Annotated in this window: 11 protein-coding genes; 3 read left to right on the top strand and 8 right to left on the bottom strand. The window is 61.6% G+C overall.

Annotated elements, in window-relative coordinates:
- Positions 1-98 precede the first annotated feature (98 nt).
- Both pbpC and KHQ24_RS18825 read right to left on the bottom strand, forming a co-directional pair.
- A complete protein-coding gene (gene pbpC / locus KHQ24_RS18830; protein ID WP_211777410.1) occupies positions 99-2423 on the bottom strand; it encodes a peptidoglycan glycosyltransferase PbpC in 2325 nt (774 codons plus the stop codon).
- A complete protein-coding gene (locus KHQ24_RS18825) occupies positions 2424-7373 on the bottom strand; it encodes an alpha-2-macroglobulin family protein (protein WP_136023312.1) in 4950 nt (1649 codons plus the stop codon). It abuts the gene before it with no gap.
- 206 nt (positions 7374-7579) lie between these two features.
- Here KHQ24_RS18825 and sseA point away from each other — a divergent pair, with 206 nt between their 5' ends.
- The 3 genes from sseA (at position 7580) to KHQ24_RS18810 (ending at position 10196) form a co-directional block, all read left to right on the top strand.
- A complete protein-coding gene (gene sseA / locus KHQ24_RS18820; protein WP_057216614.1) occupies positions 7580-8437 on the top strand; it encodes a 3-mercaptopyruvate sulfurtransferase in 858 nt (285 codons plus the stop codon).
- A gap of 164 nt (positions 8438-8601) precedes the next feature.
- On the top strand, positions 8602-9252 hold the full coding sequence (locus tag KHQ24_RS18815) for a DUF5066 family protein (RefSeq protein ID WP_211777442.1): 651 nt from the start codon (positions 8602-8604) through the stop codon (positions 9250-9252).
- A 101-nt stretch (positions 9253-9353) separates the two neighbouring features.
- A complete protein-coding gene (locus tag KHQ24_RS18810) occupies positions 9354-10196 on the top strand; it encodes a hypothetical protein (RefSeq protein WP_211777409.1) in 843 nt (280 codons plus the stop codon).
- 66 nt (positions 10197-10262) lie between these two features.
- Here the strand turns inward: KHQ24_RS18810 and sseB are convergent, their stop codons facing one another.
- From sseB to hscB, 6 genes are all read right to left on the bottom strand, one after another.
- Positions 10263-11039, bottom strand: coding sequence for an enhanced serine sensitivity protein SseB (gene sseB / locus KHQ24_RS18805; RefSeq protein ID WP_004201877.1), 777 nt, complete (start codon positions 11037-11039; stop codon positions 10263-10265).
- 96 nt (positions 11040-11135) lie between these two features.
- Positions 11136-12422, bottom strand: coding sequence for an aminopeptidase PepB (gene pepB / locus KHQ24_RS18800; RefSeq protein WP_211777408.1), 1287 nt, complete (start codon positions 12420-12422; stop codon positions 11136-11138).
- Between the two features lie 107 nt (positions 12423-12529).
- On the bottom strand, positions 12530-12730 hold the full coding sequence (iscX, locus tag KHQ24_RS18795) for a Fe-S cluster assembly protein IscX (protein ID WP_002913954.1): 201 nt from the start codon (positions 12728-12730) through the stop codon (positions 12530-12532).
- A 1-nt stretch (position 12731) separates the two neighbouring features.
- On the bottom strand, positions 12732-13067 hold the full coding sequence (fdx, locus tag KHQ24_RS18790) for an ISC system 2Fe-2S type ferredoxin (protein ID WP_004201872.1): 336 nt from the start codon (positions 13065-13067) through the stop codon (positions 12732-12734).
- A 1-nt stretch (position 13068) separates the two neighbouring features.
- On the bottom strand, positions 13069-14919 hold the full coding sequence (gene hscA, locus KHQ24_RS18785) for a Fe-S protein assembly chaperone HscA (RefSeq protein ID WP_004201870.1): 1851 nt from the start codon (positions 14917-14919) through the stop codon (positions 13069-13071).
- 15 nt (positions 14920-14934) lie between these two features.
- Positions 14935-15450 (bottom strand): co-chaperone HscB, encoded by a 516-nt coding sequence (gene hscB / locus KHQ24_RS18780; protein WP_004201868.1) that lies wholly within the window; start codon positions 15448-15450, stop codon positions 14935-14937.
- Between the last annotated feature and the right edge of the window lie 23 nt (positions 15451-15473).

Here is a 15473-nt window from a genome sequence, read left to right as displayed (position 1 = left end):
AATGAGCATCCCCGCCCCTGCCTACGGATGAAGGTAACATTTTGTTAAAATAAGATGAGTATTGAAAACACAAACCGCCAACAACAAATTTACCCTGGTTATTGCAGGGTGAAACGCGCGGCCGCCGTTTGCCCTGCCTCATCCATCACCACCAGCTGCAACTCGCCGGGCTTATCCAGGGTTAGCGTGGTTCTCGCGCCGGCGGCATCTATCGGCTGGCCGTTGATAAACCACCAGCGCCGCCCTTCCCCGCCGCTGGTTTGCAGGGGCAACATCACCCGCGCCTCGCCCGGCAGACGTTTAATCACCGCCCCCTCGCGGACCCCGGAGAGCACCAGCGGTGCGACATCCTGAGTTTGCAGCGGCGGACATGCCCTTGATGCCGGCCCCAGACGCGCGGCGCGACGCTCACCCGGCGGTAGCCAGGGTTCCAGCGGCAGCGGCCAAACCTCAACCACCGTTTCGCGCGCCCCGGGACAATCCGCCGCCACCCGTTCGCCGTGTTCATTACGCCACACCGGGAAGCGGATCCCGCGCACGCCCTCCTGCCCCGGCAGCAGCAGGGTCGGCGGCTGGCTGTCTTCCAGCAGCCAGCTGGCCAGGCGACGACGGCAGTTGCTGTCGCCCGCCGGCAGCGCCTGGCCGCCGGGCCAGCATAGCGTCCCGCGGCTGACCGTTGCCGGGCGCGGATCGACCGGCAGGCCGCCGCGGCTCATCGCCGGGCGGGCGAGCAGCAGATTATTGACCTGATTGAGCAACGGCACCGCGCTGGCGAAACCAAACTGCCCCACCACCGGCGTACCGTCCGGACGCCCGGTCCAGATGCCTATCAGATAACGCGCATTGAGACCCACCGCCCATGCATCGCGATACCCGTAGCTGGTGCCGGTCTTCCAGGCCAGCGGCGCCACTTGCGGGAGTGAGGCATCGGGAACCGGTTGCGCTTCGCCGGCCAGGATGCGCCGGACGATCCACGCCGCCCCCGGGGATAGCAGCGCCTTTTCCACCAGCGGGTCTCCGGGCTTCATGCGCAGCCGCGCCGCCTTCCCGTGGCGGGCAAAGGCGCTGTATGCCGCGACGATATCTTCCAGCCTCGCCCCGGCGCCGCCAAGGATCAACGACAGATTTGGCTCGGCGCCGGCGGGCAGCATCAGGGGCAACCCGGCATTGCGCAAATTCGCCGCGAAACGTTTGGGCCCGTAGGCTTCAAGTACCTGGACCGCCGGCAGATTCAGGGAGCGCACCAGCGCCTCGCTGGCGCTCACCGGGCCGTGAAAGCCGCTGTCAAAGTTACCGGGGCGATAATCGCTAAAGCGCCGCGGCACATCCTGCAATAACGACGACGGATGAATCAGCCCCTCATCCATCGCCAGCGCATAAATGAAGGGTTTCAACACCGACCCCGGCGAACGGACCGCCGACGCCATATCAATGTGGCCAAAGCGGCTGTCGTCCGTAATATCCGCCGAACCCACCCAGCCGCGGACTTTCATATCCGTGTGATCGACCACGACCATCGCCAGCGAACTGCGCGGCGGCAGGCGCGATTTCCAGTTCAGCGCCAGATCCTCAAGCTGCCGCTGGAGTCCGGCATCGAGGGTCGTCACCACCTTTTCATCACCACTGCTCGCCAGCGCCCGACGGGCGAAGAGCGGCGCCAGCTGCGGCATCTGGCGCGGAAACAGCCACACCGGCTCCTCCATCGCCTCCTTTACCGCCTGCTCCGGCCAGACGCCCTGACTGACCATACGCGCAAGCACTTTATCGCGCGCCGCCTGGGCCCGCTGCGGCCAGCGGTCCGGACGTAAACGGCTGGGCGCCTGGGGCAGCACCGCCAGCAGCGCCGCCTCGCCGTAGCTAAGCCTGGCAGGCGGCTTCCCGAGATAGGCCCAGCTGGCCGCGCCGATACCCTGCAGGGTGCCGCCAAACGGCGCGCGGTTCAAATAGAGGGTCAGAATGTCGCTTTTTGACAGATGCCACTCCAGCTGCAGCGCACGCCATAGCTGGCGCAGCTTGCCGCCGAAAGTGCGGGGGTGGGGATCGAGCAGGCGCGCCACCTGCATGGTAAGCGTGCTGCCGCCGGAAATGACCCGCCCGGAGGTAAGATCCTGCCAGGCGGCGCGCACTACAGCGAAGGGATTGACCCCCGGATGGCGCCAGAACCAGCGGTCTTCATACTGGATGAGCGCCTGAAGATAACGCGGCGACACGTCGGCGAGAGTGACCGGATAACGCCAGACGCCCTGCGCGTCGGCAAACCGCCACAGCGGCGTCCCGTCTTCCGCCACCACCACGCGGGCGGGCGTAACGTCCCGCAGCGGCAGCGGCCACAGGCGATCGGCCGCCAGCACCGCTAGCCACAGCAGAAAAATAAACGCCGCCAGCGCGCGCCAGCAGCGTTTTACCCGAGGCAATACGCGCATTTACGGCGTCACGGTGAGCGGGCCGCTGGCCGCTCCGGTCGCCCGCCACTGCGGCACATACATCGATTCCACCTGCGGCTGCGGGACCTGATAAGTGCCCGGCGTCACCGCTCGCGCCAGATAGACCAGCGTCACCGGCTGACCTTCATTGACCGCAACTGCGGCGACGAAACGGTCATCGCGGAACTCGATATGCTGAATATCCGCCTGCTGCATCTGGTTAAGCAGGTTTTGCACCGCTTCGCCATTCTCCTGCAGGCTGGCGCTGCTGTTGGCCAAATTCTGGTTTTCCAGCTCCAGACCGGCTGGCAACAGATCAACCACCAGCGCGTCAGGCACGTTGCGTTTGGCGGTCACCTCCAGCTTGACGAGTACCAGTTCGCCGCTGCGCAGTGATGACAGCGATTTCTGCTGCCCCTGGGTATCGAAAATAGTTCGTTCAATCCCCAGGACGTTACCGCCCGGCTGCGGCGCGCTTTGCGGATAGCCGCTGCTGTCGAGGCGCAGCCACAGCGGCTGGCTGCCGGTGTTGCTCACCTGCAGTGCCGCCAGCCGATCGCCGTCGAGGTTGCGGGTTTGCGCTTTGTCGCCGGTCAGCGGCTCCGCCTGCAGCGAGGTTTGCGCCTGCCAGCTGCCCGGCAGGTCGGCCAGCGTCCGTCCGGCAAGGAACAGGGCGTTGGTTTCCTGGGTCGACAGCCAGCGCTGGCCATAGGCCTCTTCCGACAGCGTGCTCAAAAGCTGATTTTGCACCTCCGGCAGCAGCTTATTCTCTTCCAGCAGCGCCAGCTTCAGGGCGTCATCGCGAAGCGGGCTACCGTAATCGCCCAGCCAGCGTTTCTCATCCTGACGCGGGGTGGCAACCGCCAGCTTCAGCGCGGCGTCGCCGCGCGGCGCATCACCCATGGTTTTCAGCGCGATGCCGAGCTGCAACAGCGGCAAGCCGGATCGCGCCTGGTCGTGACGGCTCCAGATTTCACGCAAGGCGCCGAGGGGGGCTTTTTGCTGACGCGCCAGCACCAGCGCGGCATAGGCCTGAGCGGCAAAGCGGCTGGCCTGGGCGTCGTCGCTGTAGCGTACGGTCATCAGCCCCGGCTCCTGCAGGTAGCGCAGCAGGCGTTCATTGCCTTTATTGATAGCGTTGACCGGCACGCTGTAACCCTGCTCGCCGGCGCGAACGAGGAAATCCATGGCGTAAGCGGTCAGCCAGTACTCTTCCGGCCCCTCTTTATCCCATAGCGCAAAGCCGCCGTTTTCCAGCTGCATCTGCAGCAGGCGCGAGATGCCGACATCGATTGCCGCGCGGCGTTTTTCGTCGCTATCGCCGCTGATGCCCAGCGCCTTTAGCTGCGCCGCGCTGGTATACAGGGACGGGAACAGACCGCTGGCGGTCTGCTCAAGGCAGCCGTAAGGATAGGCTTTCAGATCGCGGATATAACGCGCGAGATTCAGCGGCGGCTTGCCGCTGAGCAGCAGCTGGCCCTGCAGCGTCTGCGGGGCGAAACCTGCCGATTGTGCCGCTGGCGCCTGCCAGCTTTCGCCGGGCTGCAGCACGGCGCCGCTGTTGACGGTCTGCGCCGGGAACGCCGGACGAACGCCGATTTTCCACTGTTTCTGCAGCGGGGCGAAGGTTTCCCCCGGCAGGCTCAGGCCGCTGATCGTGGCGTTCACCTGGCCATCGCCGAAGCCCGCCAGCGCGCTCACCGGCACAAACAGCGTGCTGCGTGCCCCCGGCGCCAGCTGCACCGGCGGCAGTTGACCCTCGGTCAAGGACACCAGCCCGCTGGCGGCAAGATGCACCTGCAGGGTTTGCGGTTTATCGGTCAGGTTGCTGAGATCCAGCGCCAGACGCGTAGTGTCGCCGCTGGCGAGGAAGCGCGGAGTGTTCAGCTCGGCGATGACCGGGGCGGCCACCACCACTTTATCTTCGCTGCTGCCAAAGTCATTCGCCGTCCAGGCCTGAGCCATCACCCGCAGTTCGCCGTTAAAATCACCGATCGGCAGCGTCACCGTCCCTTCGCCCTGATCGTTCAGCACCACCGGCTGCGCTTGTTGGGCGATGATGGTCACATGGTTAACCGGCGGTTTACCGCCACGTTTTAACTCGTCGCCATCGCCGCCGAAGCGCAGGCTGGCCACACGTCCCTGTCCTTCAATGACCTGGCCGTAAATATCATAGATATCCGCCCCATAACGTTTCTGGCCAAAGAAGGCGTTCCACGGATCCGGGGTGGCGTAATCGGTAATATTCAGCACCCCGCTATCGACCGCCGAAAGCAGAACGTTCACCTGTTTCGGCGCCTCGCCCTCTTTGACGCTGGCTTTCACTTTCACCGTCAGCGGCTGGTTGGGGCGCATTTTATCCGGGGCCTCCAGCGCCAGCGTCAGGCGACGGTTTTCATCGCCCAGCGGCAGATGCAGCAGGCCCACCGCGCGTTTCGGCGTCGCCGAGCGGGATTTATCGCCAGGACGAACCACCAGTGTGCTGAGGTAGAGGTCGTGGCGATTCCAGGCTTTATCCACCGGGATCGACAGGTCCATCCCCTCGGCAGGTACGTCAATCTCCTGCCACCACAGCGGCCCTTCGCTGGATTCCACCATCGCGTAGCCTTTACCCGCCGCCGGGGCAGCAATGTGCAGCCTGATGGTGTCACCCGGCTTATAGCTCGGTTTATCCAGCTTCATGGTGACCCGGTCCGGGCGCGCTGCGCCGGTGCCTTCGCTGTTATCCTGCCAGCTGTAACCCGCCCAGAAGCGCACGCTGCTGACGACATCGTCCGGTCCTCTCACCTCCAGGCGATAGGAGCCCCACTCTACCGGAAAGCTCACTTTACCGATCTGGCCGGCCTGCAAATCCAGCGACTCCTCGCCCTCCTGCAGATCTTTTTGATCGAACTGCGACTGCCAGCCTTCGCTGTCGGACCAGTTCCAGTAATAATCGCGGCGCTCGCGGATCAGCCGTACCTGCAGGCCGGAAACGGCTTTTTTCTCGCCTTTGGCGTCGGCATAGACGATATCAAACGCGGCGTTGCTGTTTTCATCCACCACCGGCTGCTTCACCGTAGTGTCAGTGCGGTAGTCGTAAACGTCCTTCAGGGTAAATTGCGGGCGGATCCCCGGCAGCGCCTCGGCAGGCCAGATCGGCTGCATAACCGTACGGGTGACCGGACGCCCGCCGGACTCCAGCAGGCTCGCCTGCAACACCACCTGCAGCGGCGAATGGCTATCCTGCCACTGGCTTGAGGTCGTCACTTCACCATGGCCGTTTTCATCCAGCGTCAGCTGGACTTCATCAAGGCTGCGGGAGAGATTTTCTTCCGCGATATCGCCGAACTGGAAGCCCGGCAGAGCGGCGACGGCGTCACGCAGCGGGCGCAGGAACAGTTTGCCCTGCAGCTGGTTGCCGCTGGCCGGCGCGCCGTAGAGATAAGCGCCGCTGACGCCAAAGGCGACATCGGCATTCGGCGCGACAGGCGCCGCCTGCGGCGTCAGCTTCAGCGCCATGCGTTCCGGCATGAAGTCTTCGACGTGGAAATCCCATTCGCGGGGCTGATTGTCGCCGGTGCTGGCGCGAATGTGCCACATGCCGGTGGCCGCGCCGCTGTCGAGCGGATAAGTAAACTGGTACAGGCCGTTAACCGGCTTGCTCATCACCGAGCGGATCACCTGGCCATCCGGCTGGACCACCTCCAGCTTCACCGGCTGTTCCGCCAGCGGCTTGCCGTCGCTATCGCGCAACAGCGCATTGAGGATCACCGTTTCGCCCGGACGATAGAGATCCCGTGGGCCAAACATAAAGAACTGTTTACTGAAGCCAGGCGCGCCGGCAATGGAGAACTCCGCCAGATCCAACGCCGGCAGTTTGAGGTCAAGGAGCGTGGTCTGCCCCTCTTTGCGCGCCAGCAGCAGCGCGGCTTCTTTATCGGTTTGCAGGGTGACGTGGCCCTGGCTATCGCTTTTCGCCTGCGCCAGGGTCTGCCCTTTGGCGTTGAGCAGCTGGACGTCGATACCAGACTGGGCGGCGCCGTTTTCCAGGCTCTGGGTAAAGACGTCCAGCCGGTTGTGGTAACGATGCGCCGACACGCCGATGTCGCTAAGGGTAAACAGCGTCGCCGCGTTGCTGTAGCTATAATGACCCGCCGGGTTCATGACCGCCACGTAGACGCCAGGCTGCTGGAGCGGCTTGATGTCGCTCAGCGGCAGCAGCAGCTTTTCGCGGGTATTGCGCGCCGGATTGAGGTCAAAGCGGCCGCTGTATACCAGATCGGCCATCTTCAGCAGCTCGTCGGATTCCCAGTTGCTTAATGAATTGCGGTATTCCCACTGACTGACGAAGGCCGAGAGCGATTCCGGCTTAATGCGGAAGAAGTTCACGTCGACGTTATCGACGTTCAGCGCCATCACCGGTAGCCCGGCGATCACGTTGCCCGGCAGCAGCGAGCCGCGGCTGGCAAACCCAACGCTTGGCGCGATATCACGGGTGGTCAGAGTCTTCTCGAATGGTTTATCGAGCGTCGCCTTGTTCAGGGCGACCAGCGTCGGGTCGACCGAGACAATCAGCTCGCGCTTTGGCTCCAGGTGACGCAGACGCAGCTCTTTGAGGTTCGGCGCCAGCTCCCAGGCGCCATCTACCTTACCGCTCTTCTTATCTACCAGGTGTACGCTGCGGGAGAAATCCTGGTCCGGCTGCAGCGGCACGGAAAAGGTCAGCACCAGGGTCGCGGCGCCATCCAACTGCACCTCCGAGGCGTCGAGCAGCGTCAGCGCTTTGCCCTGACTTTTTTCCGCCAGCGCCGCCAGCTGGGCGCTGTCCGGTTTTGCCGCCGCGCCAGGGCCGCTATCGGCGGCCGGCGTCGGGGCCGTAGCCTGCGGTGCACCGCTGTCATCACACCCGGTTAATGAAAATGCGGTAAGGAGCGCCAGTGACAGCGCCGCTAAACGAAATGGTTTCATCCTTCTAACCCCTCGGCCGGTGGGCCTGATGCAAATTATCACTTTTTATTATGCGTTAAGGCGGCGCTTCTCAACAGTGATGACGCGGGTTTCTGCCGATTAATCAGAAAAGTGCCGTGACGTCGTCCCCACTCTGGCGTCCTTAACTTGTCAGCACCCGATAAAACGCCGACAATTCAGTCATGAATAGTAAAACGGAGGCACCTATGTCCACCTCGTTTTTTGTCGCCGCCGACTGGCTGGCGGAACATATTGATGACCCGGAGATCCAGATTATCGACGCCCGCATGGCGCCCGCCGGACAGGAGGCCCTGCGCGATATGGCCGCGGAGTACCGCGCCGGCCATGTGCCGAACGCGCTGTTTTTCGATATCGAGGCGCTGTCCGATCACACCAGCCCGCTGCCGCATATGATGCCGCGCGCCGAGGCGTTTGCCGTCGCCATGCGCGAACTGGGCGTCTGCAGCGATACGCACCTCGTGGTTTATGACGAAGGCAATCTGTTTTCCGCGCCTCGCGCCTGGTGGATGCTGCGCGCCTTTGGCGTGGAGAAGGTGTCGATTCTGGCCGGTGGACTGGAGGGCTGGCGCCGCGACGAACTGCCGCTGGAACAAGGGGTGCCGGAGGTGGCCGAAGGGGAATTCGACGTGCGCTTCGATCCTCAGCAAATTAAGCGCCTGACCGACGTGCTGCTGGTCAGCCATGAAGGGTCGGCGCAGATTGTCGATGCGCGTCCGGCGGCCCGGTTTAACGGCCAGGCTGACGAACCGCGCCCGGGCCTGCGGCGCGGGCATATCCCCGGCGCGCTTAACGTGCCGTGGACGGATCTGGTGATTAACGGCGAGCTGAAGACCGTCGACGAGCTGAACGACATCTTTTTGCGTCAGGGCGTCGATTTTGACCGGCCCATTATCGCCAGCTGCGGCTCCGGCGTGACGGCGGCGGTGGTGGTGCTGGCGCTCACCACGCTTGGCGTGAACGGCGTCTGCCTGTACGACGGCTCATGGAGCGAATGGGGGGCGCGCAGCGATCTGCCGATTGAACCGGCTCCTGCCGCTCAGTAAACGCCGTATGGCCGCGGGCGCCCCGTTCCGCGGCCACTAAATAATTTCTGATTTTCCCCGCCTCTTTCTCCTGCCAGCCGCTAAACCGGTTACTCTGTGCTGCCGCAGGGCTTGCGCCTGCCGTGTTCGCTTTACTGCCACCCACTATATAAGGAAATTGAATGATGGCTTTTTCATTACCGGATCTCATGGATGTCGTACACAAGCACAACCGCAATCCCACCCCAAAACCGATGCCCGTAGAGGAAGTGGATCGCCTGCGAGTACGGAAATACCGCGATCCGCAAAATAGCGAAACCGTGGCGCTTCCGGAAAGTTTGAAAGCGCTGCTGGCTTACGATTGCCAGCTGACAAGCCCCCACGGTCAACGGGTGCTGGAATCGGTTCTGGACGCCATTGATGAACATGGCGTCCTGCTTTCCGACTCGCTGGATGAAGATGCTTATTATATGAATGGCCTTGATATGATCGGGCTGGATATTGAAGAGCTGATGCCCGTCTGGAACGACGATCCGCGTCTTCCTGCCCTGATTCGCCTCTGCCATCCTGGGGATCAGCAGGTATTTATCTATGTCACCGAGCGTGATGAACAGGGTGAATATCCTGTCGTCCGCTTCGAGGGTAAAGAGAATGACCTTTGGCTGGCAGAATCGTCACTGATTGAATATTTGCAGGAGATTTTTGCCGGTAGAGAGGAGAGCCACGACGAATGGCAGCATCAGCAAGCCCTCAACCAGGCACGCGATGGCGCCTTGCTGGAGCTGGAATATCTTCATGAGGATCTTTACGCCAGGCTCGAAGGTTGCCCTGACTAATTCACCATCTCCCGCCGAAAGCGCGCTTAACGGGCGCCGTCGGGGCCAGCTCCAGGAGGGAGCGCTTAATCCCTAACCTGATGTCACCACAAGGAGTGAAAATGGCATTAGTCTCCAACCCACATTCTGCTTATACCCCTCGCCTTCCCTGGCTGGGAGGCATCGCTGGCCTGCTGGTCGGCGGCGCGATCCTCTATTTTTGGCCGCAATGGAACCGAACATGGTTAAGCCTGGTTCCCGCGCCCGTTTCCGCCTATACCCGCTTTATCGGCGTCACTTTGGCAGACGTCCCGCTGATCACCTATGGTCATCAGGCGCTGCTGGGTTTTCTGATGGTGCTGCTCGCGCCCGGTTACGGTAAATCGACGCTTGCCGCATGGATGATGCACAACCCGGCGTCAAGCCGCCGCTGGCCCGGCGAGGTACTCCGTGCCTGGGTGACGAAATTTGGCCTGCTGGTCATGGTCTTTTGCAATCTGTTCTTTTTGTCCCGGGTCGGATCCGGGACCCTGGCGTTATATATTTTTATTCTCCAGCACATCAGCGTTGCCGCGGCGGTGACGTCAGGAGGGCTGCTGCTGCGTGACGCCCGACGTCTGGCCCGCAGATTCGATGCTCAGCTGGCGGATCTGCGCCTTCTGATGCTCCTCACCCTCGGGTTCCAGACGATTTTGCCGGCGCAGATCGCGCTGATGAGCGCCCGGGGCGTGAATACGCCGCTGGGCTGGTATATTGTCAGCGCGCAGATGGTGGGGGTGTTACTGGCGTTTATGCTGGTCGCCGGGCTGGTAGCAGCGCTACGCTATCTGCTGGGAGAGGAAAGGTGCCGGGCCTGGCGCGGGGATATGGCGCTCTTCAACGGCATCGTCACGCTGTGCGTGGCGGGATTTCTGCTCTATCACATGGTGTCAGCCTATCCGCGAATCGTTGCCGCCCTGCATTAATCTTTACCAACCCGCTTTGGCATCGAGCTGAAAGTATAGCGAAACCGGGGGCTGCCGCCCCCGCTGTCAGATAATGCGGTTTTGTTTGAAATCGCGCAGGAAGCTGCCCCAGCGCTTTTCATAGAACGGCGTGATATGGGCAATCATAAAGTGGCTGATGCCCTTCTCGCCGTCTACCACCTGGCAAATATCGATCGGCTCATCGCCGGGCAGGGTATCGGTGGCCACGCTGCCGGTGGTCTGAATAATGGACTCGATATCCCCTTCCGCTTCAATGCCGATAAGCAGATTAGCAGGCGCGTCGGCGTGCTCTTTGATCGAGCACAGGAACGCCCGCTTGACGGTTTTCAGCGTTTTGAACAGCGTGGTCAGCGAATCCACCATCTGCGCCGGCGGCTCGGCGACTTCAGACAGCAGCAGCGCTTCGCCCCCCTCCAGCACCGTCTGGGTGCTGAGCGGGCTGCCCTCTTCCCCGAGCAGATGGCTGATTTCCCGCGGGGTGAATTCTTTACCGCTCGGCAGCTTCGGGTTGAGGAACAGCGATTCGCCGAGAGTCATCGCCATCAGCGTGCGGGCCGGCATCATCACGAAAGCCTGTTCGTCTTCCACCGCCTGCTGCAGGGCCTCCAGCGAAGTGAAGAACGGAATGACCGACGTGCCGTCATCTTTTTCCCAGTGCTGCAGATCCAGCGCGCTATCTTCGACAATCTGCTCGCCATCGGCTGCGCTGCCCGGTACCCAGACGGTGGCCTCAAGCAGCGCGCTGAAAAATGCCGGACGATGAGCGGGCTCGGTAGCCGCTTTTTCCAGCAGGGTTTCTAATTCGTTTTTGGTTTCGGACATAGTTTGGCTACTTCAAAAATCGCCCGGCGGCGCGACGTCCGCACGGGCCTGCGGATTTTCCAGGCCGGGTAAGCGTAGCGCTACCCGGCAAGGCCATTACTCAGCCGTCAGCAGATTGGCGATAGTACGTACGCCAAGCCCCGTCGCGCCCGCCGACCACTGCTCAACGGCCGATTTGCGGTAGGTTGCCGAACAGTCGATATGCAGCCAGCCCTGGTGGTAGTTTTCCACGAAGTGGGACAGGAAGCCCGCCGCGGTGCTGGCGCCGGCCGGATAGGCGGCGCTGCCGGTATTGTTCAGTTCCGCGAAGTTAGACGGCAGCTGATTACGGTGGAATTCGGCCAGCGGCAGACGCCAGAACGCTTCATTTTCCGCCTGGGCGCTCGCCAGCAGGCGATTCGCCAGCGCATCGTCAAAGCTGAACAGCGCGTGGTAGTCGTTGCCGAGGGCGGTTTTCGCCGCGCCGGTCAGGGTGGCGGCATCGACGATCAGCTCAGGCTTCTGCGCCGAAGCGTCAATCAGGCCATCCGCCAGCACCAGACGACCTTCGGCGTCGGTGTTCATCACTTCGACGGTTTTGCCGTTGCGATAATGAATAATATCGCCCAGTTTGAAAGCGTTGCCGCTGATCAGGTTGTCGGCGCAGCACAGATAGAGCTTCACGCGCTTATTCAGCCCGCGGGTAATGGCGAAAGCCAGAGCGCCGGTGACAGTCGCCGCGCCGCCCATATCAGACTTCATTGAATCCATAAAGGCGCTCTGTTTGATACTGTAGCCGCCGGAATCAAAGGTAATGCCTTTACCTACCAGACAGGCGTATACCGGGGCTTCTTTATCGCCGGTCGGGTTATAGTCCAGCGCCAGCAGAACCGGCGGACGCTCGGAGCCGCGGCCTACGGTGTGCAGGCCGAGATAGCCCTGCTCACGCAGATCTTCGCCTTTGGTGATGCGATAGCTCATCTTTTCGCCCGCCACGCTGCACAGCAGGTCGACGGCGCGCTGCGCCAGCTGCTCCGGGCCCAGCTCTTCCGCCGGCGCATTGATGGTGTCGCGCACCCAGTCAATAATGGTCAGACGGTTATCCAGCTCGCTTTTCTGCACATCGTCCAGGGTCGGCCATTCAACTTTTCGGGTGCCTTTCGGGCCTTTATAGCCCGCCCAGAACGCCCACGCGCGGTCGGTGTTCCAGCCTTCGCCGCTTAACGCGACATGCTTGATGCCCATGTCGTCAATTTTACGCGCCGCGCGCTGAATCAAGCCCAGGTCGTCTTTACCGTTGAGATGCAGGGCAATGCCATCATTATTAATGCTGTAAGACGCCTTCTCTCCCCAGCGCGCATCGGCTGGCTGAGTGGAAAGCGTAATCTTCATGGCTTCGGTCATTATCATTATCCTTCTTAGCAAACGGGCCACCGTATGGCAGCCCGTAACGTTCTCTCGCTCGATGATTCATCCGACTTTATACCGCCGCATAAATCATGACGCGAAAATTATTCGGCTTCGTCTAACCAGACTAACAGAATCGCCTCGAGAATTTTTTCATTGGATGCGTTCGGATCATCATCAAACTCTTCCAGATCGCAAATCCACTGATGCATGTCGGTAAAGCGAACGGTTTTTGGGTCGAGGTCAGGGTAAGCGTCATACAGCGCTTCGCCGATTTCACGACTGTCGGTCCATTTCAGTGCCATATTAGTGCTCGCGTGCGTGGTTGATGGTGTAACGCGGGATCTCAACGACCAGATCTTCGTCGGTGACGCGCGCCTGGCAGCTCAGGCGGCTGTCAGGCTCCAGTCCCCAGGCTTTATCCAGCATATCGTCTTCATCTTCGGTACTCTCCGCCAGCGAGTCAAAGCCTTCACGCACGATGCAGTGGCAGGTGGTGCAGGCACAGGATTTTTCGCAAGCGTGTTCAATCTCGATGCCGCTACGCAGCGCCGCATCCAGAATAGTCTCACCGGTCTCAGCTTCCACAACGATGCCATCCGGACACAGGTCCTGGTGGGGCAGAAATACAATTTTTGGCATTTTAAACCTCGTCCACGGATTGGCCTTTCAGCGCGATACGGACCGACTGATCCATACGGCGGGCGGCGAATTCCTGGGTTTGTGTGTCGATATTTTTAATCGCTTCTTTAATGGCGTCGGCGTCGTCGCCTGCCGCGGCGGCGCGTACCTGCTCCGCAGCAGCATCGATAGCCTGACGCTCCGCGGCGCTTAACAGCGCGGCGTCGGCGGCCAGCGCGCTTGTCAGGCTTTCCAGGACGCGTGCGGCTTCTACTTTCTGTTCAGCCAGCATGCGCGCCTGAATATCCTGTTCGGCGTAGCTCATCGAATCTTTAATCATGGTGGCGATTTCGCCATCGGTCAGACCGTAAGACGGTTTCACCTGAATAGAGGCTTCCACGCCGGTCGATTTTTCCATCGCCGTGACGCTCAGCAGGCCATCGGCATCCACCTGGAAGGTGACGCGAATATGCGCCCCGCCCGCCGGCAGCGCCGGGATACCGCGCAGCGCAAAGCGCGCCAGCGAACGGCAATCCTGCACCAGCTCACGCTCGCCCTGCATCACATGAATGGACATCGCCGTCTGGCCATCTTTGAAGGTGGTGAACTCCTGGGCGCGGGCCACCGGAATGGTGGTATTACGCGGGATCACTTTCTCCACCAGACCGCCCATGGTTTCCAGCCCTAACGACAGCGGGATAACGTCGAGCAGCAGCAGTTCGCTGTCCGGCTTGTTGCCGACCAGAATATCGGCCTGGATCGCCGCGCCAATGGCGACGACTTTGTCCGGGTCAATGGCGGTCAGCGGAGTGCGGCCGAAGAATTCGCCTACGCGCTCGCGCACCAGCGGCACGCGGGTCGAACCGCCGACCATCACCACTTCCAGCACCTCTTGCGCCTCAACGCCAGCGTCTTTCAACGCCCGGCGGCAGGCCATTAACGTGCGTTTTACCAGCGGGGCGATCAGATCGTTAAACTGGCTGCGAGTGATATCGCCCTGCCAGCCGCCGACCTCAACGTGCGCCACCTCGGCATCGCTAAGGGCAATTTTCGCCGCGATGGCGGCATCCAGCAGCTCACGCTGCAGGCGGTTGTCGCTACGGTCGCTGAAGCCTGCCTGCTCGCGCAGGTAGTCCGCCAGCAGATGATCGAAATCATCGCCGCCGAGAGCGGAATCGCCGCCGGTAGCCAGCACTTCAAACACCCCGCGGCTTAAGCGCAGAATAGAGATATCGAAGGTGCCGCCGCCGAGATCGTAGACCGCAATCACCCCTTCCTGGCCGGAATCAAGGCCATAGGCGATAGCCGCCGCGGTCGGTTCATTAAGCAGGCGCAGCACGTGCAGACCCGCCAGACGCGCCGCGTCTTTGGTCCCCTGACGCTGGGCGTCATCAAAATAAGCGGGAACGGTGATCACCACGCCGTCGAGCTCGCCGGCCAGCGCTTCAGTGGCCCGGGCAGCCAGCGCTTTCAGAATATCGGCGGAGACGCGAATCGGGTTCAGCAGGCCGCCGGCGGTCTGGATCATCGGCAGGCCGTTTTCACTGGCCTGCAGCTGATACGGCAGATGCGGATAGCGATGTTGGATATCGGCGAGGGAGCGCCCCATCATCCGTTTCACGGAGCTGATGGTGTTGGCGGGATCCTGGGCGGCGTTCAGCCGGGCGTCATAGCCGACGGTCAGCCCCGATGCGTGGTAGTTCACCACCGACGGCAGCAGATAGCGGCCTTGATGATCGGGCAGAGTCTCGGCCTGGCCGCTACGCACGGTAGCCACCAGAGAATTGGTGGTGCCCAGGTCGATACCGGCCGCCAGACGACGCTGGTGCGGCGCGGCGCTCAGGCCGGGCTCACTAATTTGTAATAAGGCCATAATTGCTTCCGAAAATTAAAAATCGAGCAGTTTTTCTTCGAGTTCTTCAGCACTGCTGCGCAGTTTATCGAGGAAACGGAGCTTACGCACCGTGTCCGCCGCCGCCTCCCAGCTCTCATTATGCAATTGGTCAACCATCAGCTGATGGCGGGTATCAAACAGCGCTTTCACTCGTTTGATAAAGCTTTCCAGCCGCGCTTCGTCTTTCGCCTGGCCGATCTCATCCAACTCTTCGCGCAGTTCCAGCTGTTCCATCAGGAACGCGGTATCGCGAACGGTATGCTGCTCGCTGGCCAGATCGAAGCCATGCAGCGAGAGGAGGTATTCTGCGCGGGTCAGGGGATGGCGCAGCGTCTGCCAGGCCTGGTTAATGGTGGCGGAATACTGAACCGCCGCAAGCTGCTCCGCAGCGGGCGCGCTGGCAAATTTATCCGGATGGTACTGGCGCTGCAGATCCTGATACCGGACAGCCAGTTGTTCAAGCGAGAGGGTATAGCTGGCTGGTAACCCGAAGAGGGTGAAATAGTCCATAGTAACCTCAGGGTCATGCATCT

Source organism: Klebsiella sp. 54, assembly GCF_018223875.1.
Taxonomy (GTDB): Bacteria; Pseudomonadota; Gammaproteobacteria; order Enterobacterales; family Enterobacteriaceae; genus Klebsiella; species Klebsiella quasipneumoniae.
The sequence above is the reverse complement of the archived record's forward strand: the minus strand, read 5'-3'. Positions and strand labels throughout refer to the sequence as shown.